The sequence below is a fragment of the Pacificibacter marinus genome (assembly GCF_018860665.1).
Lineage (GTDB): Bacteria > Pseudomonadota > Alphaproteobacteria > Rhodobacterales > Rhodobacteraceae > Celeribacter > Celeribacter marinus_A.
Genome location: NZ_JAHKPK010000034.1, coordinates 16,352 through 39,863, shown reverse-complemented (window position 1 = coordinate 39,863; position 23,512 = coordinate 16,352). Strand labels below are relative to the sequence as shown.

The following is a 23,512-nucleotide window of genomic DNA, read 5'->3' as shown; positions in this document are numbered from 1 at the left end:
CTAATCCTCGTTTGTCATCGTGAATTTGACCCGCGAGGCGGCCCAAATCACTTCGCTGAAGCTGATCGGAGTGCCGTCCAGCAATTGATCTATGGCCCGCACAACCATCACAGCTGTCTGCGGGTGCAACTTAAGTGTCTTGGCCTCATGCGCCTGCGCCAGACGTGCGTGCATGGTTGTCTGGGCGCGCAGATAATCGTCAATTCCGTATGTTTTATACGCCTCGGTGGCCGACCCCAGAACATCGCGTCGTGCAACGAAATCGGGAAAACGGTTGGGGCAATGAAAGGCGCGACCAAAGGCCAGCGGCACGCCATCACCAAAGGTGATCCGCTGACTTTGAAGAACTTGAGCGCCCTCAACCAAATTCAATGCGCGCGCGACCTCTGCGCTGGCTGTGATGATTTGCGCGTCCAAAAGTTCGCCGTGAATATCGATGCCTTGAGACAAAAGGTTTTTACGCAAACGGGTGCGCTGTCCGATGGCATATTCAAGCAACGGGCCGCTTTCAACAAAGGTTCCACGCCCCTGTTCGACGCTCACTTTACCGGCCTTCGCCAGCTCTGCGATGGCGCGCCTTACCGAATGCCTGCCAACGCCGAACTGAGCAGCCAGCTCTGGCTCTGTCGGCAATTTGTCACCAGGTGGATACTGCCCTGACGAGATAGCCATTTCGATTCCGTCGCAGACAATGGACCATTTATTTCTATTCATACCGCACCAATCATTCGAATGAATTTTGGATAAGCGCTCTGCGTGACACAGCTATGACAGATAGATAAATCTCTGATGACGACGCGCACCACTGTGCACTCGCGGCCTGTGCGCGCCCTCAACTGCCTCCTAAGGCGTACCACGGTCCCAAATATCGCGATCAGTTCGAAGCAAGAAACCACCACATAGATGCTGCGCACATACGCCCCATTTACTTCGTCATAACTTTCAACCAACAACACTGTGGTCGCGACATGTCACACACTTGACCACGATTGAGTTACAGTTTTTGATTGGTCGACCAAATCGCCGAAAACGGCCCCAACCAACTCATTTTGATACTGTTGTTTCTTGGGATTGCCTGATCAGATCTTTTAATAGCAAAGACTTGGCGCAATGATCTGATTTGCTCTGGCCGGTGCGCCGCCGAAGATACCGCTGCCCGCTGTTTGCGATCGTTAGCCGAGACCAGACACTTGCCGTGACCAATTGGCAGTGCGGAACAACGGGCCTGAGGGCAGCATAACACGACTTAAATTTTTCCCAAAACCGTCACAACTGATGTCAGGCGGGGCTTTGCGACAGGTTGATCGTCTTTTTGCAGGCTTTGAAAACCTGTCAACCTGAACGGCACCTCACAGTGCTGTTCAGTCCTGTGTACCAACGAACATGCGGTCTTTCGCTGCTGTTATATGATAGCGCATGGTCGCGGACGCGACCTCTGGCTGTTTTAGCCGGATTGCCTCTAACACGGCTCGATGTTCTGCCAACACGAGTTCTTGACGCGCGGGCGTATCCAAAAGCGTTAAAGACCGAGACAATTTGACTCCAAAGGCGATCTGTTGGCCCAAGGATTCAAGTACGGAAGAAAAGAACGGGTTCTTTGATGCCCGCGCCACAGCGAGGTGCAGCATCTGATCTGCATCTACAGCGAGTTCATTTTCTTGGTACGCTTGCTCCATAACGGTATAAGCATGTTCCATCGCAGCAAGATCTTCATCGTCTCTACGTTTTGCGGCCCATGCGGCGGCCGAGCCTTCTACGTCGATACGAAATTCATAACACCGCTGCACATCCGAAATTGATTCAAGAGGAACAAAGCTAATCAATTGCCGATCTGGGCGACGCAAAATATAACTGCCAGACCCACGGCGGGACTGAACGATCCCATCATCGCGCAATCGCGAAAGGGCCGCGCGCACAATGGGCCGAGAGACACCGAACCCTTGCGCAAGGACATCCTCAGCCGGAAGCCGACTGTGCACGGGATATTCTTCTTCAAGAATGTTCACCAGCAACTTGTCGTAAACTTGATCAGCCAATGAGGGGCGTTGCGTCTCTGACACCAATATCTCCTTTGAAACAAATTTACCGGCCCTGTTTATACAATCACAGGGCCGGCTTATCAATAACGGCTACGACGCGGAGCGGTCCGCCGGAGATTTTGTCGCTGGTTTTCTAATGACAAGAAAGTAGACAAAGACGAGCGTCAGCAAGACAAAGAACAAGCTGTCCAGATTTGTCACAAAGGTGGTTGGATCGCCATTCGACAAAGACAGAGACCGACGCAAGAATTCCTCAAGGTTCGGGCCTAGAATATATCCAAGCAACATGGTGATCACAGGGAACCCATTGCGTCGCAGGTAGAAGGCAAGGATACCCATGCCCAGAGCCATAAACATCTGGAATGTCGAGTAAGTCGCCACGAAGCTGCCGACAATCGCCAAAAGCGCAATCACCGCATAGAGAACATCCTTACGGATGGACACGATCTTGATGAAATATGGCCCGATCAAGTACAGTGTCAAAGGAATAAGAACCACAGCACTGAACAGCAAAGCCGCCAACATCGGTGCGATCATACCCGCTTGATCCGACATAAGTTGCGGACCGGGTTGTACGCCGTTGATCACCAGCACCCCAAGCATAATCGCCGTAATGGGATCCCCTGGAATACCGAAGGTCAGCATGGGAACCATAGCTCCGCCACACACCGCGTTATTGGCGCTTTCCGAGGCGACGATGCCTTTGGGGTTACCTTTACCAAAAGTCTCTGGTTCGTCAGACGTCCGAACAGTTTCAGTATAGGCTAGGAATGACCCCATAGACCCACCCGCCCCCGGCAGTGTTCCGACGAAATACCCGATCAGGCAGGATTTGAAATAGCACATAAAGCCGATTTTGCGGATGTCAGACCACGGAGGAATGAAGTCGCGACGACGAATTTTAACCTTGCTCGCAGCCGCTTTGGTGGCCGCGTCATCAGTTGGTTCGTAGGCTTGCATCAAAACTTCGGCGATGGCGAATGTCCCGATAATCACTGGCATCAGGGCAATTCCCGCCGTCAGGTTGCTATCGCCATAGGTAAAGCGCGTGATCGGCTCCATCGCATCCAAACCGACAGTCGCCAACATCAAACCGATACAGGCGGCCAATCCAGCTTGTGGAATACGTCCACGCTGCGCAATAACCACCACGATGATCGCGAATGCGAGCAAGGAAAACTTACCGGTGGTTTTGACAAGCAACGATAGCTCGGCCACGAAAGGGGCGACCGCGATCAAAAGCAAAGCGCCGACAGCACCCCCGAACATTGACCCTAAAGCTGCGTGCCCAAGCGCCAAGGCGCCTTTGCCTTGCTGCTGCATTGGGTATCCATCCAACGCGGTCATCATTGACGATGGCGCGCCCGGAATATTAATTGTGGTCGCCGTAATACTGCCACCACACATGCCAGCCATATAGATACTGGCACAAGCCATAAGCGCGGTTTCAACGCTCAAGGTGTAAGTCAACGGCAACAACAAGGCCATGGCCAAGGTCGCAGTCAACCCCGGAATGGCCGCAAAAATGGTGCCGATCAAAAACCCAAGAACAACATAAGTCAGGTTGAACGGGTCCATCAGCAAAGAAAAGCTGTTAAAAACGAGAAGTATAAAATCCATGGTTCAACCCCACAGTGTCGGGAGGCGGACCCCGAACAGTTTCTGGAACATGACATAGCAGATCGCGACAACCAGCACCGAAATCCCTGCTTTGAACAAAAGCTTCTCAACACGAGAGAAAATCAAGATCAGCGCAAAGACGAACAGTGTTGAGGAAATGAAGTACCCTATCTGACGAAATGCGACGATGTAGACAAAGATGGCTGCGATAACCAACAGGTGCGTATAGGTGCGTGGCTCATCTGCCTTGGTGTTTTCTACGGGAGTCCGCAGGCTTTGTACGATGAGCATCGTAGAGAAAAGGATCGCCGCAGCCCCAACAAGGATAGGAAAGAACGACGGCGTCAAACCGTTATCGACGATAGGGGCGCCGAGGCTTACCGCCGAAATAAGATATCCGACAGACACGACGAGTATGACGTAAAGAAATGAGTTTTGCCTGTTTATGAACATCGTTTTCTCCCGATATGAGGCTGGGTCACTAACGCAAGTGAAAGATAAAAAGACTTTATCTGATTTTCTGTGCGCTGGTCGTTTGGGAAGGCTTTTTGTAAAGCCTAACAATTTTAGGCCATTCAAGCCCATTGAGAAGACAATGTCCCCGACGATACGCCGGAGACATGTTTGTTTTGTAGAGGATCTGATTACAGGTCCAGATCATCCATAAGAGAGAATGTCTTATCCTGAAGCGCATCAACCCAGCCGTTGACTTCGTCAGAGCCGAGCCAATCAGGTGTCACACCGATTTGTGCAAGCCAATCTTGGAACTCTGCGCTGTCATAAGCTGTTTTGAATGCAGTCTCGATCACGTCGATTGCTTCATCCGGTGTGTTTTTCGGAGCAGCAAGAACAATAAAGCTACCTGTTTGCAGATCAAAGCCTTTTGAGCTGATTGTCGGCACGTCTGTGTATGTCAAGTTCTGCACAGATGTCAGTTCGATCACACCTTTTGCATCACCGGATTCAATGATCCCGCTGAAATCGCCAAGGCTTGAAATCGCTGCGTCCAACTCACCAGACAAAAGCGCTTCAGCTTCAGCGCTAGAAGATCCCGCGTAAGTGATCACGTTGAAATCAACGTCCAATAGGGTTTCAAGCTGGATTGCAGACAAGTACGGACCAGAGCCTTTTGGTGCCACACCGACACGGACTTGACCTGGGTTTTCCTTGGCTTTTGCGACCAATTCTTCAAAGCTGTTGATGCCAGAGTGCTTAGACACAACGATCGCGTCAGCTTCACTGGTGATGCGCGCGATCAAAGACATGTTTTCCAGCCCATAGCCAGGAACCATTTGACCGCGTGGCAAGGTGATAACACTATCATATGTCAAAACGCCAACAGTGTGGCCGTCTGGACGTGCGCTGGTCATCTGGATCAGACCCGTTGCAGTCACCGCACCAGCGATATTTTCTACGTAGATCGATTTTGGAAGATCTTGCTCAGCAAGATTACTAATCTTACGCGAGATGGCATCAGCACCACCGCCAGCAGGCCACGGAACGATAAGACGGATGTCGCGTGTCGGGAAATCAGCCGCAGCAACGGCTGTACCCACGACACAAGCGCCGAGCGCCAAAATGATGCTTTTCTTCAAGCCTTTAGAAAACATAAATTATTCCTCCTTTTTGAACTTCGTAACGTCTATCCAGAAACATCTGGCAGATCGCATGACCATGCTTGTCCAGCAAAGCCGTATCTTAAACCAACTTAGGACAAGGGGTATTTCGTTGAGCAAAAGTAGCGCTTAAAGGCACCTCGAACGACATATGAGCCAAACCATTAAGGCCATATGACATCGAGATCAAAAGCGTACAATCATCTCGCAAAATATGCATTTTTCTTGATGCATCACACATGCGCACTTTGTACGCACATATAAATCCCCCTCATTTCGAGCCGAAGCTCCCCCATCCATTTGTGCAGATTTTGGCACTCATGAACCCTAACTCACTCTACAAGACTGCACTTACAAATCAACAACTAAAATTACCCATTATTACGAATTATGCGTAAATTAGTCATGTTATTTACAATAATAAGTTAATTACTTGCCAAATTACAGTCCAAATATCGATATTTGCAAAAATAAGTAAAATTCAGCCCACAATCAACATAGGCGATTCCATTCGAACAGAGCGCAGCTGTCGCCATAGAGCCCCCTCAAAGAAAAAGCCCGCCGTCACGATAAAACGCAACAGCGGACCAAGCGCAGGATCAAAGCAACCGTTAGGCAGTCAAGAAATCCTTAGGGAGGAGCGCTTCAGGTAGGTTCTGATAGCAAACAGGGCGCAAGAAACGGCGGATCGACAATGTGCCGACAGAGGTCGCACCAAAGTTCGTGCTGGCAGGATAAGGCCCGCCGTGCACCATCGCGTCACAGACCTCAACACCTGTCGCAAAGCCGTTGACCAACACTCGTCCGGCCATGCGCTCAAGCACAGGCAGGAGCGTCCGACCAAGCTCCGTATCACCATCGTCCATTTGCAAGGTTGCAGTCAGCTGCCCTTTGAAACTTTCAGCAACCTCTTGCATCTGCGCCGCATCTTTTACGCGGACGACAAGGCCAAGCGGGCCAAAGACTTCTTCAGATAGAACCTCATCTGCCAACCAGTCAGCGGCAGAAACTTCAAACAAGTAAGGCGCCCCATCGCGACCTTCGCAAGCGGTGGTCAACAAAGCTTTGACCCCTACCCCTTCGCCCACGCGGCGCGCGCCATCGCGGTAAGCATCAGCCATGCCGTCAGTCAACATAGGCTGCGCCGCAACAGCACCAAGACCTTGCGTTGCGGCCTCAACAAAGCGATCGGCTTCAGGACCGTCTATCACAACCGCAATACCAGGATTGGTGCAGAACTGACCAACACCCATCGTCAGGCTTCCCGCCCAACCTGTACCGATGTCAGCGCCTCTTGCAGAAGTCGCTTCAGGCAAAACAAACATAGGGTTCACACTGCCAAGCTCACCGAAAAACGGAATCGGCTCAGGGCGCGCGGCGCAAAGGTTGTAAAGCGCGCGACCACCCCCAAGACTGCCCGTAAAGCCAACAGCTTTGATCCGTGGGTCCGTAACGAGCGCTTCGCCAACCGCACGTGTGCCACCTTGAACGAGGCTAAAAATACCCGCATCCATATTGCAGGCTTTTACCGCAGCTGTGATGGCATCGGCGACAAGCTCACCGGTACCGGGGTGGGCGCCGTGGCCCTTAACCACAACAGGGCAACCGGCAGCCAAAGCCGCAGCCGTATCACCACCTGCAACCGAGAAAGCCAAAGGAAAGTTTGACGCGCCGAACACAGCTATAGGCCCAATAGGGCGCTGCATCATGCGCAAATCGGGCCGCGCAAGAGGCTGACGATCAGGCAAGGCCTTGTCGTGACGACAGTCAAGATAGTCACCCTTGCGGATATGCGTTGCGAACAAGCGCAACTGTCCCGTTGTGCGACCACGTTCGCCGACAAGACGTCCTTCAGGCAGTCCTGTTTCCGCACTACCTACCTCTGTGATTGCGTCGCCGCGCGCGTCGATCTCGTCAGCAATTGTTTCCAAAAGCACAGCACGCTCTTCGCGGGATGTTGCGGAAAATCCTGCGAAAGCTTTTTGCGCTGCGACACAAGCCTGCGCGACTAGTTCTGGCGTTCCTGTAGAAAATTCAAAAGCTTGACCTGTTGCGGGCGCGGAAGAGAACTTTGTCTCAGTCCCGATTTTTTCGCCTGCAATCAGGTGGTGTCCATGTGGAGTATAGCTCATCATCATCGGCCCTTCTGTTCGCGCCATGCGTTGTATTTCACGACATTTTCTTCGTCCGTGGCTGGGTACAATCCAATGATGCCAGCGCCCTCATTGACTTGTTCCAAAACGAAATCCTCGTAGGATTCCATTCCTGTGCATTCCTCTGCGATTTCATCAGCGAGATGCGCAGGAATGACCATAACGCCATCGCCATCACCCAACATCACATCACCAGGAAAGACCGCAGCATCACCGCAAGAAATAGGCACATTGATATCAATCGCCTCATGCAGCGTCAGGTTTGTGGGTGCAGATGGACGTGCGAAATAGGAGGGCATGTCGAGTGCGCCAATGCCAGCTGCATCCCGCACACCGCCATCAGAAACAACACCCGCCACGCCACGTTTGGCAAGCCGCGTCACAAGGATTGAACCGGCAGTGGCTGCACGGCTGTCTTTGCGCGCATCCATCACCAAGACATGCCCTTCAGGACAGGTCTCTACGGCCACGCGCTGCTTGTGGTCACGCTCGCGAAATACAGTGATCGGATTGCGATCCTCACGGGCTGGAATGTAACGCAATGTGAAAGCCTGACCAACCATTGTGACAGGCTTAGAACCAATCGGAACCACACCCTGCACAAACTGATTGCGCAACCCACGCTTGTAGAGCGCTGTGGCAACAGAAGCCGTAGAAACACGCATCAGTTTTTCACGCACTTCGTTCGATAAAATGTAATCGCTCATAATTTTTTCCTCACGTAGGCCCCTACTCGGCCGCTAATGTCCTACATCAAGCTTTCTCTCAGAAAGCCTAACTCAAAGCATTTCATTGCTTGCTTATTACGAGGGGTCCAGTTGATGACCAGCCAGAAGGGCACAGGGCCCAGTCAAGTGGCTCAACACATCAGATCCTCCCAAACTCCATTGCTGGCGTTGAAATAATTGGTAACTTGATTTCTTATATTTGTCCATAGTTGTAAATTTATATTGTAAAAAATGGCAACTTTCGGCATTTTTTAGGATATTTTCGATACAGAATTTACAAATATATAGATAGGTATGCCCATCCCCACATATTCCAAGACTAGCCTTGGGGCTTCGCCCCTTAAGCAAACAGGCAAGATCGAATCATTTTTCTGCATTGTGAATGTACTTGTCGATGGGGAAACTCGGTAAGGTGTCTCCTCATGTCAGTAACCGTTATATCCGCCCGTGATGGCCCGTTCCCACTTGTTTTGACACAGTTCTTGGGGACAGCATGGAAACGATACATCTGACGACAACGTACTTTAGGATAAGGCTGACCAATTGGATGCGACACGGTGCATCCCGCATGTTTTAAAAATTCGTCAGCATAAGTGTTTACTGACGCTCAGCCTTTGATGGCGCTCGCCTGCGAATGAAAGATTTGGCACCACCCAATCCCATAGATGGTGCCATCCTTATTGGCTTAACGTTGATGACCGCCTCCGCGCGTCACGTCAGACTGATGCAGCGCGGTACCAGCCGTCTTTCTATCGCGTATGACCTAATGGGTCCAATTCATCGCGCAACCAATCTCCCAGAAGGTTCAGCCCTAAGACTGTCAACATGATCGCTATGCCTGGGAAAACGGTCACCCACCATGCTGTTTGGACATAGTTGCGCCCTTCCGACAGCATCCCCCCCCAGCTTGGGGTTTGTGGATCAGCGCCAAGCCCCAAGAATGTCAGCGAACTTTCGAGAAGAATGTTATTTGCGACATTCAAGGTGAGCAGAATAATCAGCGGCCCCATCGCGTTAGGAAGAATGTGACTGAAGATGATCTTGGTGTTTGACAAACCGTAACTACGGGCCGCTTGTACAAATTCTCGTTCGCGCAAACTCAGCACCGCGCCTCGAACCAGTCGGGCGTATTGAACCCATTGAGACACAATCATCAAGATGATGATCCGATCCGTGCCCGGCCCGACGATGGCGATGATCGTGATAGCCAACAGAATAAATGGCAAAGCAAGCTGGATGTCAGCAAACCGCATGACAAAAGTATCAAGCCAACCGCGATAATACCCGGCGTAAAGGCCAACCACAGTGCCAACAACAACCGCCCCCAAGGCAGACAGAAGGCCGACCAACAAGGAAATCTTTCCGCCATGTACAATCCGCGCCAGAATATCACGCCCCAAAGGATCGGTTCCAAGGAAAAACTCGCTGGACTGAAAGGGTTCTGTCAATCGAGCCGCCAAGTTTACTTTTGTGGCCCCGTCGGGAAACAGAATACTCGCAAATAATACGAGCAACACCAAGGTGACCGTCAAAAACGTTCCAACGATAAATTCAAAACTCGCATAGCGGCTGATAAAAAAGCGGAGGAACCAACTGGTTTTAGGTTTTATATCTGACATTTAGGCCACCCGAATTCGAGGATCAATGAGGCCGTAGACCAGATCTACTGCCAAGTTTACCGCGACAATCATGATCGCGAGGATTGAGACTGTTGCTTGCAACAATGGATAATCACGCTGGGAAATAGCTTCGATAGACAACGTCCCCATGCCGGGCCAGTTGAAAACCAGTTCAATGATCACGAGGCCACCAATCAAGTTACCGAACTGTAAACCCAGAAAGGTGATGATCGAAATCGCAGCATTTCTCAGCGCATGTTTATAAATCACCGAGGCCTCGCTCAGCCCCTTTGCGCGCGCGACCATTACATATTGAGCAGACAGCGTTTCCAACATCTGGGTCCGCACCAAACGCACATTGGTCGCCGTCAGGATGATACCAATTGTTGTGGCCGGCAAAATGAGGGATTGTCCTGTCGCAAAACCGGATGCAGGCAAAATTGGGAAGGTGATTGAAAAGAGTAACACCAGCATAATACCCAACCAAAAGTTGGGAAACGACAAGCCTACCAAAGACAGCACGCGAATGATCTGATCAGAAATTCCACCTTTATGCAGGGCTGAATGGATGCCCAGAGGCAATGAAATCATAATAGACACAGCCATCGACGCCAGTGCCAAAAGCAATGTTGACGGAAGCGCAATCGCGATCAGGTCACGCACAGATCCGCGGAAAAAGGATTCGCCAAAATCAAGCGTCACAAGAGTCTTCATAAAATCCCAATATTGCACCAAAAATGGCTGATTTAACCCCAACGCCTCGCGAATACGCGCAAGATCGTCCTCAGTAACACCACTTGAATCCCCTGCCAGCATAATTGCGGGGTCGCCGGTCAATCGAATTGCAAAGGAGACAAAAAGCGTGACCGCGACGGTGACAAGGATCGCTTGCAACAAACGTTGAAAAACAAAACGAAATATGGGCATGGATTACGCCTTTATGAGATCAAGATGGGGCCGGCCTAAACCAAACCAGTTCAGGCCGACAAATGAGTTACTTCACAGTGACGTTCATATAGCGGGCGCGATCATCCGGCGCGGGGACAAACCCCTCTACCCGTGTGCTCACACCGTAAAGGGTTGCCTCATTATAAAGCGGCAAATCCAGTGTGTTTTCATAGGAATAACGTGCCACATCTTGCAAAGCTTTACGACGTACGTCTGTATCATATGTTGTGCGCTGGGATTCCAATAATGCGTCAAGTTTTTCATCCGAGATATATGCGTTTTGGCGCTCGCCAGTGTGGTAAAGCAGATAGGCTGTATTATCGAAATCAAAAGTCCAGCCACCCCAACCGAAATAATATAGCTCGCCGGTTTTGCCGTTGGGTTGAATGTCGTTGTAGTAGACGCTGTTTTCATGCGGGCGAACATTTAGTTTCAACCCCACCATATCGAGATAGGCTGCCAATACCTGAGACACTTCACGGAACGTGTCATAGTTGCCTGGGAAATCAAGTGTGATCTCGGTACCGGGCGCTATGCCCGCTTCAGCTAGCAGAGCGCGGGCTTGCTCTGGGTCATAGGCATAGGGAGTTAAATCAGGCGCATTGCCAAAGGATTTTTCACCTTGGGCGCTGGAAATCGGACTGGCAAGACCACCCAGCAGCGATTCAATAATAGCGTCTGTGTCAATCGCAAGCGCGATAGCGCGGCGCACCCGTGGATCTTGTGTAATACCGGTTTCGGTATTGAAACGGGTGATGACAACTGTGGGGCCATCCACCGCCACGAGATCAACCCGTTCATTTTCACGGATTGTTTCAACCGACGGCTTTGGGATGTTCAATGCAATGTCAACTCCGCCAGACAACAGCTCTGCTATGCGTGTCGCGTCTTCTGAGATGAAGCGGATGTTTACGGCATCAACCTTGGCCTCACCATTCCAATAGGTGTCGGATTTTGCGAGTTTCGCTCCGACTGTCGGCGTATATTCAGCCACTTCAAACGGACCCGTTCCAACCGGTTTCAAGTCGAAAGCTTCTTCGCCCACTTCTTCAATGTATTTCGGTGGTACGATCATCGCTCCATATCCAGCGAGCTTGGTGATCAACACCGGATCGGGACGCTCCATAAGGAAGTCAACGGTATGTGCGTCAACGACGACAACCTCTTTGATTGAGGTATAATTTGAGCGCTGCGGGCCCTTTTCGCCTTCTGCACCGAGCAATCGATCAAAGGTGTATTTGACCGCATCTGCATTGAAAGGCTCACCGTTATGAAACGCCACGCCTTTACGCAGATTGAACCGGATACGAGTTTCGTTATCCAGAAATTCCCAAGACGTCGCCAGACCAGGTTGCAGTTGCAAATCTTCGCCGCGGAAAACTAGGCCCTCAAAAATATTACTAGCGATGGAGCCCCAAGACAGACTGAATGTATCAATCGGGTCAAGGTTTTGCGGATCTTGACGTTGAGCAACATTCAAAGTGGTTTGCGCAAAGGAAACGGCTGGCATCAACACGGTCAAAGCCGAGGCAAGCAGAGTGGCGCACACGGCCCCTCGAGAAAATGAATTTAATTTATAAGACATAATGTCCTCCAGTCTGTTGAGTCTGAGCAATTTTGCTCATTATTTGACGCGAGAAATGTGCCCTTTCGCGCGATATTATGAGGCTACTGTTGCGCGTGACCGACGAAATGGCCTTCGCTGATTTGTTTCAAAACGATCGGTTCTGGTTCATCCCCGACGGCACGCAGCGCACTTGGAATTTCACCCTCAAGCGGTGCCCGTGTGGGGCGATGCCCTGGATCAAGCACGGGAACAGCCGCCAAAAGCCGTTTCGTGTAAGGATGTTGTGGATTTTCAAAAATTTGCTGACGACTACCGATTTCAACGATCTGACCGAGATACATCACGGCCACACGGTGACTGATACGTTCAACAACAGCCATGTCATGGGTGATGAAAAGATAAGACAAATTCTGCTTCGCCTGTAGTTCCATCATCAGATTCACCACTTGCGCTTGAACCGATACGTCCAGTGCAGACACCGCCTCATCAGCGATGATTAAGCTGGGATCACACGCCAAGGCTCGTGCAATACAAAGACGCTGACGTTGACCACCTGAGAACTGATGCGGATAGCGAGTTGCGTAATCGGCAGGAAGATCGACTTTCTCAAGCAGATCAGCCGCCATGTCGCGTGCTTGTACCTTGTTTGTGACAAGACCATGCACCCATGCTGGCTCGACAAGACTTTCCCCAACAGATTTGCGCGGATTCATTGATCCATATGGATCTTGAAACACATATTGGGTTTGCTTTTGAAAGGCTTTGCGCTCGGCTGATGGCAGTGAAAAAATATCACGCCCATGATAGCGCATCGCACCTGAAACAGGTTCGACAAGCTGCTGAATGGTCTTGCCGACTGTGGATTTACCGCTACCGGACTCGCCCACCAATGCCAAAGTTTCGCCAGGGTAGATTTTGAACGAGACTTTCTCGGCAGCATGCACACGGTGAGTGATTTTGTTTAAAAATCCACCGCGAATATCATAGCGCGTGGTCAGATCTTCGACTTCGAGGACTGGGACACTCTCAGGCGCCGCCACAGGAGCAATGGCTGACACCTGCGCGTCACCTGTCACGCCGGGAATGTCGAACAGTTGTGGCGCGCTGGTGCCCGTCATGCTTCCGATTTTTGGCACTGCAGCCAACAAAGCCCTTGTATAGGCCTCTTTCGGCGCGCCCAGAACATCACGCACAGTGCCTGTTTCAACGAATTTACTGGCTTTCATAACCAGCACGTCGTCCGCCATTTCGGAAACAACGCCCATGTCATGACTAATAAAAATGACGGATGTGCCCATTTCGGCCTGCAATTCGCGGATAATATGCAAGATTTGAGCCTGAATAGTCACATCCAACGCTGTTGTCGGCTCATCTGCGATTAGAATTTTGGGCTGGCAACACAAGGCCATCGCAATCATCACACGTTGGCGCATTCCGCCAGACAATTGATGCGGAAAGTTGTCCAACAAGCGTTTCGCATTAGGCAGGCGCACGAGATCAAGAAACTCGAGTGCTTTTGTGCGGGTGTCTTTCTTGTTCAAGTTTTGATGAACCGCAAGTGTTTCGCCCATTTGCGACCCAATGGTGAACACCGGATTGAGTGAGGTCATCGGTTCTTGAAAAATCATAGCAATTTCGTTGCCACGAATTTTGCGCAGCACCGGTTCAGGGGCTTGCACCAAATCTATGGTCTTCCCCAAGAGTGAACTTTGAAACGCGATACTGCCTGATGTGATTTTACCGCCAATATGTTTGAGCAACCCAAGCAAAGCCAATGACGAAATGGATTTGCCAGATCCCGACTCTCCTACAATCGCCAAGGTCTTATTTGCGTGTAAATCAAACGAAAGACTGTCGACTGCCCGCACAGCGGCGTCACTAACACCGAATTCTACGATCATATCGCGAACCGATAGAATGGGTGATGCCTGATCACTAGACGTTGTCATCAAAAAATCCTCTCAAGCGCAATTGCGTTGACGGTGGCGCGCAATATAACCAGCCGTGACCTCTATACATTGAACCAGCGCCGAACTGCTCAACGAGAGAGGCATTGATGATTTTGAGGATCCCGCGCTCGCGAATTCCAAAACATTCTCAGGTGTGCTTGGCACATGAATAAAACCGTTCAGTGTCGCCGCTCCCCGCTGCTCAATGAGCCGCGCGGATGTATACAGCATCTGATTGCATAAATGCGTGCCCGCGTAAAAAGACAGCGCTGCAGGTATGCCAGCTTGTTTGATCGCCTCTACAATCTCAGCATTTGGGAGCGTTGCATTGTATGCAGCAAGCCCTTGCGCGGCGATGGGGGTCGCCTTGATGGTCTGACCATTCACGTCCGGCACATCGAAATCGCGCCAATTCACACCGACCATCTCAGCTTGTATGATCGCAGCTGAAGACACACCAACACCAATCCAAGCATCAGGGGCGTGTAAATCCAGCAGGCGATCAATCTCGCCTGTAATCGCGGTACTGTCCACGGGGATGCCAATGCCTATAACATCACATGTCTCCCAATGGCGCGCTCCCATGGCCAAGGCGATAGCTTCGGCTGGGTTTGCATGGGCTTTTGCCCAGCTTCCATATCCCGCAACAAGGAGTTTTGGCTTTTTCATTCTGTCTCAATCCCTAGCAATGTAACAAAAGAAAAACAGAGCCCAAGAATTACATCAAGTCATTTAAGCTGATAGGCTAATGCCTAAACCTTATACCTAGATGGAAGCCTCAAATGAAACATCGCCAGCTCGAAGCCTTTCGAAACGTCATGAAAACAGGGACCACAGCCAAGGCTGCAAACTTGATGTGCATCACGCAACCAGCAGTCAGCCGCTTGATCGGTGAGCTTGAAATTCACTTAGATTTCAAACTCTTTGACCGCAACAAAGGACGGCTTATCCCGACCCCAGAGGCGCTGAAATTTTTCAGCGGTGTCGAGCGTTTTTTCATTGGCGTGGACAGTCTAGAAAATGCTGCCAAGCAGATTCGGGAACAAGGCGGCGGCGCGTTAAGAGTCAGCGCAACGCCCGCACTTTCGACGGGTGTTTTGCCCAAGGCTATCGCTGAGTTCCACAAAACGCACAGCAAAGCATCAATTGAAATAGAAACTGCCTCTTTTTCACAAATCGCATTGAGCTTGCAAACCTTTCAAACAGACCTGGGAATCGCTCATGCCTTTCCAAACCTTCCCGGAATAGAGCAGCTTTTGATGGCAAAGGTTCCTCATATATGCGCAATGCACGAGACACACCCTTTGGCGCAAAAGGATGTCATCGGACCTCAGGATCTCACGAATGAAAACGTGTTGCGTATTTTGCCAGAAGGCAACGTGAACTGGGATGACACTAAAACTGTTCTGGACAAGGCTGCCATTCAATTCCGGTCTGACTTTGGCACCCAAAGCTCACACACGGGCTATGCGATGATTGCTGAAAATTTAGCGATTGGGTTGATTGAACCATTCGCGGCCCCATCGTGGCGCCTCAATGGCGTGATAACGCGACGATTTGAACCGAACATCAGCTACGACTACGTCGTGGCCTTGCCCGAAGACCAAGCTTTGTCGCGCATGGCCAAAGACTTTATTGAGATTTTGCGGGTCCATATGGGTGCATTCGAAAAAAACGGTGCAGAGCAGAATCGCATACACCGATACCTAGCAACAAATCCCGACTGACTAAGGTGCTTTTAAAGAGTGCTCGCTTGCACTATCTTATCAAAACACCTGCAAATGGATGATAAAATGACCCAGAGTACAGATCCCAAACGCCGTATTGTTTCATCGCGTCACCTGGCTGAAGGCGATGGTTGGGAAGCATCCGAAGTCGAATACGGCATGATCATCGCCTATAACGCCTTCTCGCGCTGGATGACACGTTGCATGTCTGCGGCAGGAAACACAGATCTGACGCCGTTGGAAATTCTTGTGTTGCACAATATCAATCATCGCGGGCGTGACAAACGCCTGACTGACATCTGCTTTCTACTCAACATCGAAGATACGCACACCGTCAATTACGCGCTTCGCAAGCTCATGAAGATGGAGCTACTGTCGTCACAAAAGCGTGGCAAAGAGGTGTTCTATAGCGCCTCCGAAGCTGGCACAGCGCTATGCGAAGCTTACCGCCAAGTGCGTGATCATTGCTTTTTAGACGGGCTGTCCCATCTCGATATGACAGGTGATGAAATGCGTATGATGGCGGCCAGCTTACGTGCCCTATCTGGGCAATATGATCAAGCCAGCCGCGCCGCTACGTCGCTCTAGTTGCGCATCAGCTTGGGCTAAATGGTCACAATCTACGGGAAGACCGTAATCAGTACCGCGTCTAACGAAATCAACAGAAAGAACGGAAAAGCAGCCTTAGCAATGCGCAGTATGTCGATGTCCGTCAAACCTCGAAACCCGAACAGGTTGAAACCCACAGGCGGTGTGATCTGGCGTATCTCGACGATGATCACCAAATAGATGCCGAACCAAAGCGGGCCTATGCCCACGGCGGTGATCATCGGCATGATAATGGATGTGATCAGCACGATGACTGGAATTCCGTCCCCAAAACATCCCAAAACGATTCAACCTTCGTTTCATATCATCGCCTGTGTTGCGTTAACGTTGTCCGAGTATCTGGAATCTTCCCTTGTATAACGTTGACAAATTATCAACGTTATATCAACAAGGAGGCAGAATTTTGATTCGAGGGTAGATCATGGAAAACGTATGCACAAAAAAATGGCAGTTCTGGGTGGACCGTGGAGGGACCTTCACTGATATCGTCGCGCGCCAGCCGAACGGTACGTTGAAAACCCATAAACTTTTGTCAGAGAACCCCGAAGTTTATCCCGACGCTGCCGTCTACGGCATCAAGTCGCTTCTTGGCCTCGACAGCACTGAAGAAATTCCGCAAGGACAGATTTCAGCCGTAAAAATGGGAACGACAGTGGCAACCAACGCTTTGTTGGAGCGCAAAGGAGAACGCACCCTTTTGCTCATCACGAAAGGTTTTGGCGACTTGTTACGGATTGGCTATCAGAACCGTCCAAACTTGTTTGACTTGGAAATCAAGTTGCCAGAGCTTCTGTATGAAGATGTGATTGAAGTTGATGAACGCTTGGGCGCGCAGGGTGAAATCGTTACTCCGCTGAATTTGCAGGCAGCGCGCGACGCATTATCCCGTGCCTTCGAGCAAGGATACCGGTCAGTGGCAATCGCATTGATGCATGGCTACCGCTTTACGGACCACGAAAAGACGTTGGGCAAAATGGCGCGCCAGATCGGTTTTACGCAAGTCTCGCTTAGCCATGAGGCCAGCCCCTTGATCAAGCTTGTGTCCCGTGGGGATACTGCAGTTGTAGATGCCTATCTGTCCCCTATTTTGCGCCGCTACGTCGATCAAGTGGCCACGGCATTGAACTCTGCCTCTGGTGGCTGTGACAGCCTGATGTTCATGCAATCCAACGGCGGTTTAACAGACGCACGCCTGTTCCAAGGTAAAGATGCAATCCTCTCCGGCCCAGCAGGTGGCGTGGTCGGCATGGTCCGTACCGCGGCCGATCAAGGCTTTGATAAGTTGATTGGCTTCGATATGGGGGGCACATCTACAGATGTATGCCACTACGCTGGCGAATTTGAACGGTCCTTTGAAACCGAAGTGGCCGGCGTTCGTATGCGCGCGCCAATGATGTCCATTCACACTGTCGCAGCAGGTGGCGGGTCCATCTTGTCATATGCCGATGGGCGCATGCAAGTAGGGCCAGAAAGCGCAGGCGCCAATCCTGGGCCTGCCGCTTATCGCCGCGGCGGGCCTTTAACGGTAACCGATTGCAACGTCCTGTTAGGCAAACTTCAACCTAGCCAGTTTCCGCCAGTGTTCGGGCCGAATGCTGACCAACCACTTGATGTCGATGTTGTTCGCCGCAAGTTTGACGCCTTGGCGAAAGAGATCGACAGCGGCAAAACAGTTGAAGAAATTGCCGAAGGTTTCTTACGCATCGCTGTTGAAAATATGGCCAATGCGATCAAAAAAATCTCTGTGCAGCGCGGCTATGATGTGACCAAATACACGATGAACTGCTTTGGTGGCGCGGGCGGACAACATGCCTGTTTGGTGGCAGACGCCTTGGGCATGGAAAGCATTTTCATCCATCCTTTTGCCGGCGTTCTGTCTGCTTTCGGCATGGGCTTAGCCGATGTGCGCGCGATTAAAGAACATCAATTTGCAGCCTCGATAGACAAGATCACAGACGCGCAGCGCGAAATGGACGCGTTGTCCCGCTTGGCGCGCAGCGAGGTTACAGCGCAAGGCATCGACGCGGCCAACGTGCAGGTGGTCCAAACAGCTCATATCCGCACCGACGGCGCACATCAAACATTGGAAATTCCATTCGACACAGTCAGCGAAATGCGTAAAGCCTTTGAAGCGGCACACCAACAGCGGTTCGGTTTCATACCAGATTATGCGAGCCTAATCATTGATCTGCTCACAGCCGAGGCCATTGGATCAACAGGCGAAAACGTGACCTTGCCCAATGCACAAGACCAGTCCAGATCAGACCAAGTCGCCCGCATGTACAGTCAAGGCCAATGGATCGACGTGCCTTTGGTTGATCGGACAACACTGGCTGCAGGTGAAATCGTTGATGGTCCCGCGATCTTAACCGAACCGACCGGCACCAATATTTTGGAGCATGGCTGGCAAGCGGAATGCACGCAAAGTGGCAATTTGATCCTGCGACGCGTCGTGCCACTTGTCCGCTCTGAAGCCATTGGCACCTCGGTCGATCCGGTCATGCTAGAGGTCTTTAACAATCTTTATATGTCCATCGCCGAACAGATGGGCGCGACACTGGCCAACACGGCCTATTCAGTGAACATCAAAGAACGTTATGATTTCTCATGTGCGATTTTCGATGCGCAGGGCGATTTGGTGGCCAACGCACCCCACGTTCCCGTGCACCTTGGGTCCATGTCTGACAGCGTGCGGTCGATCTTGCGCCAAAATGCCGGCCAAATCCGCCCAGGTGATGTGTTCATGATGAACAACCCCTATAATGGCGGAACGCATTTGCCAGATGTCACCGTGATCACACCTGTGTTTGATAACGATGGGACCAACATCATTTACACCGTCGCATCCCGCGGGCACCATGCCGACATTGGCGGCACAACCCCTGGTTCCGCCCCACCCGACAGCCGTCACATCGATGAAGAAGGTGTGTTGATCGACAACTTTTTGCTGGTCAAACAAGGTGTCCTGCAAGATCAAAACGCGCGCGATCTGCTTTCGTCAGGTAAATATCCATGCCGCAATGTAGATCAAAACATGGCAGACCTTGCCGCACAGATCGCAGCAAACGCCACAGGCGTCCAAGAGTTGACCAAGATCACGCGTCAATTTGGCATCGACGTGATTCACGCCTATATGGGCCACGTTCAGGACAACGCTGAAGAAAGTGTACGTCGTGTGCTGGATGTCCTGCATGACAGCACCTTTACCTATCCGCTCGACAGTGGCGCACAGATCAAGGTGGCTATTTCCGTGAACAAATCGGCCCGCGAAGCCACTGTGGACTTCACCGGCACCTCCCCACAAGATCCGTTCAACTACAATGCTCCCAAAGCCATCTGTCATGCGGTCGTACTTTACGTATTCCGCACACTGGTAGGATCGAACATCCCGATGAACGAAGGCTGCCTAAAGCCGCTCAAACTGATCATTCCCGAAGGATCGATGATCAATCCCAAGGCCCCCGCAGCCGTGATTTCGGGCAACACCGAGGTCAGTCAAGCCATCGCGGACGCGCTTTACGGTGCCTTAGGTGTGATCGCCGGAAGCCAAGGCACGATGAACAACTTTGTTTACGGCAATGATGTTTTTCAAAATTATGAAACCATCTGCGGCGGAACAGGTGCGGGCGACGGATTTCATGGTGCAAGCGCAGTGCACAGCCACATGACCAACACCCGCATGACTGATCCCGAAGTGTTGGAAACGCGGTTCCCATTGCGTGTGGACGAATTTTCAATCCGGCACGGTTCAGGCGGCGCAGGCGCTTACAAAGGTGGTGACGGGATCGTTCGCAAATTGCGGTTCTTAGAACCTATGACCGCAACGGTTCTATCATCTCATCGCGAAACTGCCCCCCATGGCGCATCCGCAGGACAGGCTGGTTCTACAGGAGAAAACTCCATCAATCGCGCGGACGGCACTGTCGAATATTTGAAAGGCAATGACGTTGCACAAATGGAGGTGGACGATGTGTTTGTTCTCAAATCTCCTGGCGGTGGCGGTTACGGGGAACCTGTTTAAGAAATCATCTACGCCGATATCCATGTGCCTCTAAGAACAAGGAATAGCGTCGTGCGAATGCGCATAAAAAGTTGGAACCGCATCACTTATTGCCTCAGCATCGACTTGTAATGTCGGAACCAAAACCAAGGGCGTCACTATTGTGACGCCCTTCAAATTGTCCCCCAACGAAGCTTACTTCAAATAGTTCAACTGCGAGCCCAACGTGGGCGTCGGCATGTGTTGAAGCACATACCTGTACAAATTAGATCTACAACGCTTTGTGCCGCCCCAAGTGCTCGTTTAAGCCACTTTCCTTTCGAAAGCGTCGGGACTTTTCCAGCCCAATGCTAGAATGGCGGCTCATTTGGCCAATCGAGCCATACGGTTCGGGCAACACATCTCGCTCAGATCACAATAATAATCATGCAACTTGCGCCTCTTGGGACATTGCTTTGCAATGCCCTGCCGGTCAGTGCGCGGCGGCCTTTATCAGTTTAGAATATCGCGGCCCTCAGAGACGCAGGCCAATTCTTTCTTCAACCGCCTGATCTCTGCGGCCTGTTCTGTAGTCTCGTTGATCTGTTGGCATGGCTGCGAAAACTGGGCGCGCCACGTGTAAAGTGACTTGGTACTAATCTCTAACCGTTCCGAAACTTCCGCAACTGAGTTTCCGCTATCCACAACCTGTGCGACCGCGCCACGTTTGAACTCATCTGTAATGCTAGTCCCTGACATCACTGTCTCCTTGCTTCCAAAGTTACCGAACAAAGCGTCTACAAATCTAGGGGCTAGTCATCATGCCCTGTGATGCTTTTTCGGGTTACCTGTGTCAGCCCAGCGGATAAAACCATTCATGCCGATGAATGCCGATAGCCGACCCACCCCTTAAATGTGAACGCGGCATAGAACAGCTGAATATCTGTGAGCCCAGCCTCTTCTAATAGGGCCATGTCTTCTCGCGGCGTCAGGATTGGCAGGCGCGTTTTGAATGTCTCGATGCTCTTTTGCGCTTGTTCGGAAGGTATTCCATGGGACATCATCAATGCAGCGTTCCTGCGTAGCCAGACGTCTCGTTCCGCGCCCTCCGGCATACTATGATGCATCACGATCAGCGGTGCGCCTGGGTGCAAGCGCCGCGCTATCTCTTGCAACGTGTGCAGGCGCTCTTCGCGCGGCAGGAAGTGTAGCGTCAGCAAGCAGGTTGCGCCATCGAAGGGACCCATCGGCGCATCATCGATATAGCCTTGGGTGAATGACACACGATCAGCCTGATCGCCCAACGTCCGGTGGGCTTGATCGATCATCTCGGCTGAGGGGTCGATGCCGTCAAAATGCCAGTCGGGTTGCATCTCAATAAAGATTTTTAGCTCAAGGCCACCACCAGCACCCAAGACCATCACGCGACCAGAGGCAGGCACTTGTTCGGCCAGCAAAATCCCAGCCATACGATACATATCTTGCAGGCCGGGAACAAGACGTGCAGTCCTTGCCGCGTATCCGGGGGCATCCCGCGTGAATGTGCGATTGCTCATGCCTCTCTCCTTTACGCATGCATGTCTGGCCAAACCAGAGAGCGATGAAGTTGCAGGCCAGCCATGGCGCCATCACCAACGGCAAGAGATACTGAATGCGGCATTTGGGCGACATCACCGCAGGCGTATACGCCGCGCACCGTGGTTTCTTTCGCCCCGTCCACAGCGATCATCTGACCCATCGGTCCCTCTACAATGGTGCACCCCAGTTTGGTTGGCAAAGTGGTCGAGGGCGTGACCGTCGGCGCAACAAAGAGCCCCGCAAATGACAGCGTCCGGCCATCAGCCAGCTGCACGTCGGCCTCGCCCGTAAGCGCGAGAACGGCGGTGTTTTCGATCATAACGCCCCTCTGCTCCAGAACCTGCTGGGCGGCGGGGTCCAGCGAAAGGACACTATTGATGAAGAACGTGACTGCGCCCCATTCCGTCAACAGCTCGGCTTGATGCATTGACATCGGACCAGACGCGATGACGCCGATACGGCCCTGATCAAGCTCGTAGCCATGGCAATATGGGCAATGAAAGACGGACCGCCCCCACCGTTCCGCCAGCCCGTCGATCTGGGGCAGCTGGTCCGTTACGCCAGTCGCAAACAGGATACGGCGAGTGTGGTAGGTCTGATCACCCACGGTTTCCACGACAAACGCATCACGTTTTCCAGTGACAGAGGCGGCTTCCCCTTCGACCCAAGTCAGGGTCGGATAGGCCTCCAACTGGTTGCGGGCATCGCGGGCGATGACGGCGGGGTCTACGCCGTCCTGCCCCAGAAACCCATGAGAATGACTTGCGGTGCGGTTGCGCCGTTGTCCGGCGTCAATGACCAACACTGAGCGACGGGCACGCAGAAGCTGAAGGGAAGCTGCCATGCCAGCATAGCTTCCCCCGATGACGATGACATCATGGATCATTTATAAGTCTTTCTGTTTGAGCCGTGCCGCGTATCGCACCGCAAAATCCGCCGCGAGGTCGGCTAGGGTGATTTCTCCAAAACGCGCCAACAGCAAGGCCTCAGCCTCGGCAAAACTTTGGTCAAGCGCCGCATTTACAGCCTGTTCGACAAGACAGTCGGGGGCCTCATTGCGATTGCCAACGGCGAATAACGCGGGTTCCCCCAAGGCATCATGCAGGTGGCGAAGCGTAACCACAGACAGGTCAGCCGTGATGCGCCAGCCACCCGCATGCCCCCGATCCGAGGTGACAATACCCGCATCCCGCAGGAACCCCATAGTCCGCCGAACAACGACAGGGTTTGTGGTCAAGCACTTTGCGAGTGCGTCAGATGTCATGGGGCCATCACGTTCTGCCATATGGAGCAGCGCATGGAGGACGGAGGAGAGGCGACTATCACGTTTCATGTAACTTCAATAGTTATGATTCGTGTATTTTGTCAAGCAATGCCCTT

At 51.8% G+C, this 23,512-nt stretch carries 19 protein-coding genes and 1 pseudogene; 3 read left to right on the top strand and 17 right to left on the bottom strand.

All coding sequences use genetic code 11. The annotated features are described in order from the left end of the window. The 12 genes from phnF to KO497_RS10220 all read right to left on the bottom strand — a co-directional run bounded on the left by phnF (position 1) and on the right by KO497_RS10220 (position 14,908). Positions 1–714 carry a phosphonate metabolism transcriptional regulator PhnF gene (phnF, locus tag KO497_RS10275; RefSeq protein ID WP_215943881.1) on the bottom strand — a complete coding sequence of 238 codons (714 nt, stop codon included), beginning with the start codon at positions 712–714 and terminating at the stop codon, positions 1–3. Between the two features lie 647 nt (positions 715–1,361). Further along, positions 1,362–2,060: a FadR/GntR family transcriptional regulator gene (locus KO497_RS10270; protein ID WP_215943880.1), complete on the bottom strand. Its 699-nt coding sequence runs from the start codon at positions 2,058–2,060 to the stop codon at positions 1,362–1,364. Positions 2,061–2,129: 69 nt separating this feature from the next. Beyond that, positions 2,130–3,659, bottom strand: a complete 1,530-nt coding sequence (locus KO497_RS10265) for a tripartite tricarboxylate transporter permease (protein ID WP_215943879.1) — start codon at positions 3,657–3,659, stop codon at positions 2,130–2,132. A 3-nt stretch (positions 3,660–3,662) separates the two neighbouring features. Continuing rightward, positions 3,663–4,112, bottom strand: coding sequence for a tripartite tricarboxylate transporter TctB family protein (locus KO497_RS10260; RefSeq protein ID WP_215943878.1), 450 nt, complete (start codon positions 4,110–4,112; stop codon positions 3,663–3,665). 191 nt (positions 4,113–4,303) lie between these two features. Then, complete coding sequence (locus KO497_RS10255; RefSeq protein WP_215943877.1) at positions 4,304–5,269, bottom strand: Bug family tripartite tricarboxylate transporter substrate binding protein; 966 nt, start codon at positions 5,267–5,269, stop codon at positions 4,304–4,306. 617 nt (positions 5,270–5,886) lie between these two features. Then, positions 5,887–7,407: an aldehyde dehydrogenase (NADP(+)) gene (locus KO497_RS10250; protein WP_215943934.1), complete on the bottom strand. Its 1,521-nt coding sequence runs from the start codon at positions 7,405–7,407 to the stop codon at positions 5,887–5,889. Positions 7,408–7,409: 2 nt separating this feature from the next. Further along, the gene (locus KO497_RS10245) at positions 7,410–8,135 is read right to left on the bottom strand and encodes a ribonuclease activity regulator RraA (protein WP_215943876.1); all 726 of its coding nucleotides are present in this window, start codon (positions 8,133–8,135) and stop codon (positions 7,410–7,412) included. Between the two features lie 770 nt (positions 8,136–8,905). Beyond that, positions 8,906–9,775: an ABC transporter permease gene (locus KO497_RS10240; RefSeq protein ID WP_215943875.1), complete on the bottom strand. Its 870-nt coding sequence runs from the start codon at positions 9,773–9,775 to the stop codon at positions 8,906–8,908. Then, positions 9,776–10,702 carry an ABC transporter permease gene (locus KO497_RS10235; protein ID WP_215943874.1) on the bottom strand — a complete coding sequence of 309 codons (927 nt, stop codon included), beginning with the start codon at positions 10,700–10,702 and terminating at the stop codon, positions 9,776–9,778. Positions 10,703–10,769: 67 nt separating this feature from the next. Continuing rightward, on the bottom strand, positions 10,770–12,308 hold the full coding sequence (locus tag KO497_RS10230) for an ABC transporter substrate-binding protein (RefSeq protein WP_215943873.1): 1,539 nt from the start codon (positions 12,306–12,308) through the stop codon (positions 10,770–10,772). An 83-nt stretch (positions 12,309–12,391) separates the two neighbouring features. Then, positions 12,392–14,239 (bottom strand): ABC transporter ATP-binding protein, encoded by a 1,848-nt coding sequence (locus KO497_RS10225; RefSeq protein WP_215943872.1) that lies wholly within the window; start codon positions 14,237–14,239, stop codon positions 12,392–12,394. Positions 14,240–14,251: 12 nt separating this feature from the next. Continuing rightward, positions 14,252–14,908: a hypothetical protein gene (locus tag KO497_RS10220; RefSeq protein WP_215943871.1), complete on the bottom strand. Its 657-nt coding sequence runs from the start codon at positions 14,906–14,908 to the stop codon at positions 14,252–14,254. 113 nt (positions 14,909–15,021) lie between these two features. Here KO497_RS10220 and KO497_RS10215 point away from each other — a divergent pair, with 113 nt between their 5' ends. Together KO497_RS10215 and KO497_RS10210 are read left to right on the top strand one after the other, a co-directional pair. Next, entirely contained in the window at positions 15,022–15,966 is a 945-nt protein-coding gene (locus KO497_RS10215) for a LysR family transcriptional regulator (RefSeq protein ID WP_215943870.1), read from the top strand. Between the two features lie 66 nt (positions 15,967–16,032). Further along, positions 16,033–16,554, top strand: a complete 522-nt coding sequence (locus tag KO497_RS10210) for a winged helix DNA-binding protein (protein ID WP_215943869.1) — start codon at positions 16,033–16,035, stop codon at positions 16,552–16,554. A gap of 32 nt (positions 16,555–16,586) precedes the next feature. On the opposite strand, the pseudogene KO497_RS10205 reads toward KO497_RS10210, so the two are convergent. Continuing rightward, a pseudogene (locus KO497_RS10205) lies at positions 16,587–16,862 on the bottom strand (TRAP transporter large permease subunit); the annotation flags it as partial. A gap of 134 nt (positions 16,863–16,996) precedes the next feature. On the opposite strand from KO497_RS10205, the gene KO497_RS10200 reads away from it, so the two are divergent. Continuing rightward, positions 16,997–20,596: a hydantoinase B/oxoprolinase family protein gene (locus KO497_RS10200; RefSeq protein ID WP_215943868.1), complete on the top strand. Its 3,600-nt coding sequence runs from the start codon at positions 16,997–16,999 to the stop codon at positions 20,594–20,596. Between the two features lie 471 nt (positions 20,597–21,067). Here KO497_RS10200 and KO497_RS10195 read toward each other — a convergent pair whose 3' ends face one another. The 4 genes from KO497_RS10195 to KO497_RS10180 all read right to left on the bottom strand — a co-directional run bounded on the left by KO497_RS10195 (position 21,068) and on the right by KO497_RS10180 (position 23,465). Further along, positions 21,068–21,313: a transposase gene (locus KO497_RS10195; protein ID WP_215943867.1), complete on the bottom strand. Its 246-nt coding sequence runs from the start codon at positions 21,311–21,313 to the stop codon at positions 21,068–21,070. Positions 21,314–21,429: 116 nt separating this feature from the next. Next, positions 21,430–22,110: a class I SAM-dependent methyltransferase gene (locus KO497_RS10190; RefSeq protein WP_215943866.1), complete on the bottom strand. Its 681-nt coding sequence runs from the start codon at positions 22,108–22,110 to the stop codon at positions 21,430–21,432. Between the two features lie 11 nt (positions 22,111–22,121). Next, positions 22,122–23,018 (bottom strand): NAD(P)/FAD-dependent oxidoreductase, encoded by an 897-nt coding sequence (locus KO497_RS10185; protein ID WP_215943865.1) that lies wholly within the window; start codon positions 23,016–23,018, stop codon positions 22,122–22,124. Continuing rightward, entirely contained in the window at positions 23,019–23,465 is a 447-nt protein-coding gene (locus KO497_RS10180) for an RrF2 family transcriptional regulator (RefSeq protein ID WP_215943864.1), read from the bottom strand. Between the last annotated feature and the right edge of the window lie 47 nt (positions 23,466–23,512).

Excerpts from the sequence above, each read along its gene's own strand:
- phnF (WP_215943881.1), bottom strand. The coding sequence starts at position 714 with ATGAATAGAAATAAATGGTCCATTGTCTGCGACGGAATCGAAATGGCT.
- KO497_RS10265 (WP_215943879.1), bottom strand. The coding sequence starts at position 3,659 with ATGGATTTTATACTTCTCGTTTTTAACAGCTTTTCTTTGCTGATGGAC.
- KO497_RS10260 (WP_215943878.1), bottom strand. The coding sequence starts at position 4,112 with ATGTTCATAAACAGGCAAAACTCATTTCTTTACGTCATACTCGTCGTG.
- KO497_RS10255 (WP_215943877.1), bottom strand. The coding sequence starts at position 5,269 with ATGTTTTCTAAAGGCTTGAAGAAAAGCATCATTTTGGCGCTCGGCGCT.
- KO497_RS10250 (WP_215943934.1), bottom strand. The coding sequence starts at position 7,407 with ATGAGCTATACTCCACATGGACACCACCTGATTGCAGGCGAAAAAATC.
- KO497_RS10245 (WP_215943876.1), bottom strand. The coding sequence starts at position 8,135 with ATGAGCGATTACATTTTATCGAACGAAGTGCGTGAAAAACTGATGCGT.
- KO497_RS10240 (WP_215943875.1), bottom strand. The coding sequence starts at position 9,775 with ATGTCAGATATAAAACCTAAAACCAGTTGGTTCCTCCGCTTTTTTATC.
- KO497_RS10235 (WP_215943874.1), bottom strand. The coding sequence starts at position 10,702 with ATGCCCATATTTCGTTTTGTTTTTCAACGTTTGTTGCAAGCGATCCTT.
- KO497_RS10230 (WP_215943873.1), bottom strand. The coding sequence starts at position 12,308 with ATGTCTTATAAATTAAATTCATTTTCTCGAGGGGCCGTGTGCGCCACT.
- KO497_RS10225 (WP_215943872.1), bottom strand. The coding sequence starts at position 14,239 with ATGACAACGTCTAGTGATCAGGCATCACCCATTCTATCGGTTCGCGAT.
- KO497_RS10220 (WP_215943871.1), bottom strand. The coding sequence starts at position 14,908 with ATGAAAAAGCCAAAACTCCTTGTTGCGGGATATGGAAGCTGGGCAAAA.
- KO497_RS10215 (WP_215943870.1), top strand. The coding sequence starts at position 15,022 with ATGAAACATCGCCAGCTCGAAGCCTTTCGAAACGTCATGAAAACAGGG.
- KO497_RS10210 (WP_215943869.1), top strand. The coding sequence starts at position 16,033 with ATGACCCAGAGTACAGATCCCAAACGCCGTATTGTTTCATCGCGTCAC.
- KO497_RS10200 (WP_215943868.1), top strand. The coding sequence starts at position 16,997 with ATGGAAAACGTATGCACAAAAAAATGGCAGTTCTGGGTGGACCGTGGA.
- KO497_RS10195 (WP_215943867.1), bottom strand. The coding sequence starts at position 21,313 with ATGTCAGGGACTAGCATTACAGATGAGTTCAAACGTGGCGCGGTCGCA.
- KO497_RS10190 (WP_215943866.1), bottom strand. The coding sequence starts at position 22,110 with ATGAGCAATCGCACATTCACGCGGGATGCCCCCGGATACGCGGCAAGG.
- KO497_RS10185 (WP_215943865.1), bottom strand. The coding sequence starts at position 23,018 with ATGATCCATGATGTCATCGTCATCGGGGGAAGCTATGCTGGCATGGCA.
- KO497_RS10180 (WP_215943864.1), bottom strand. The coding sequence starts at position 23,465 with ATGAAACGTGATAGTCGCCTCTCCTCCGTCCTCCATGCGCTGCTCCAT.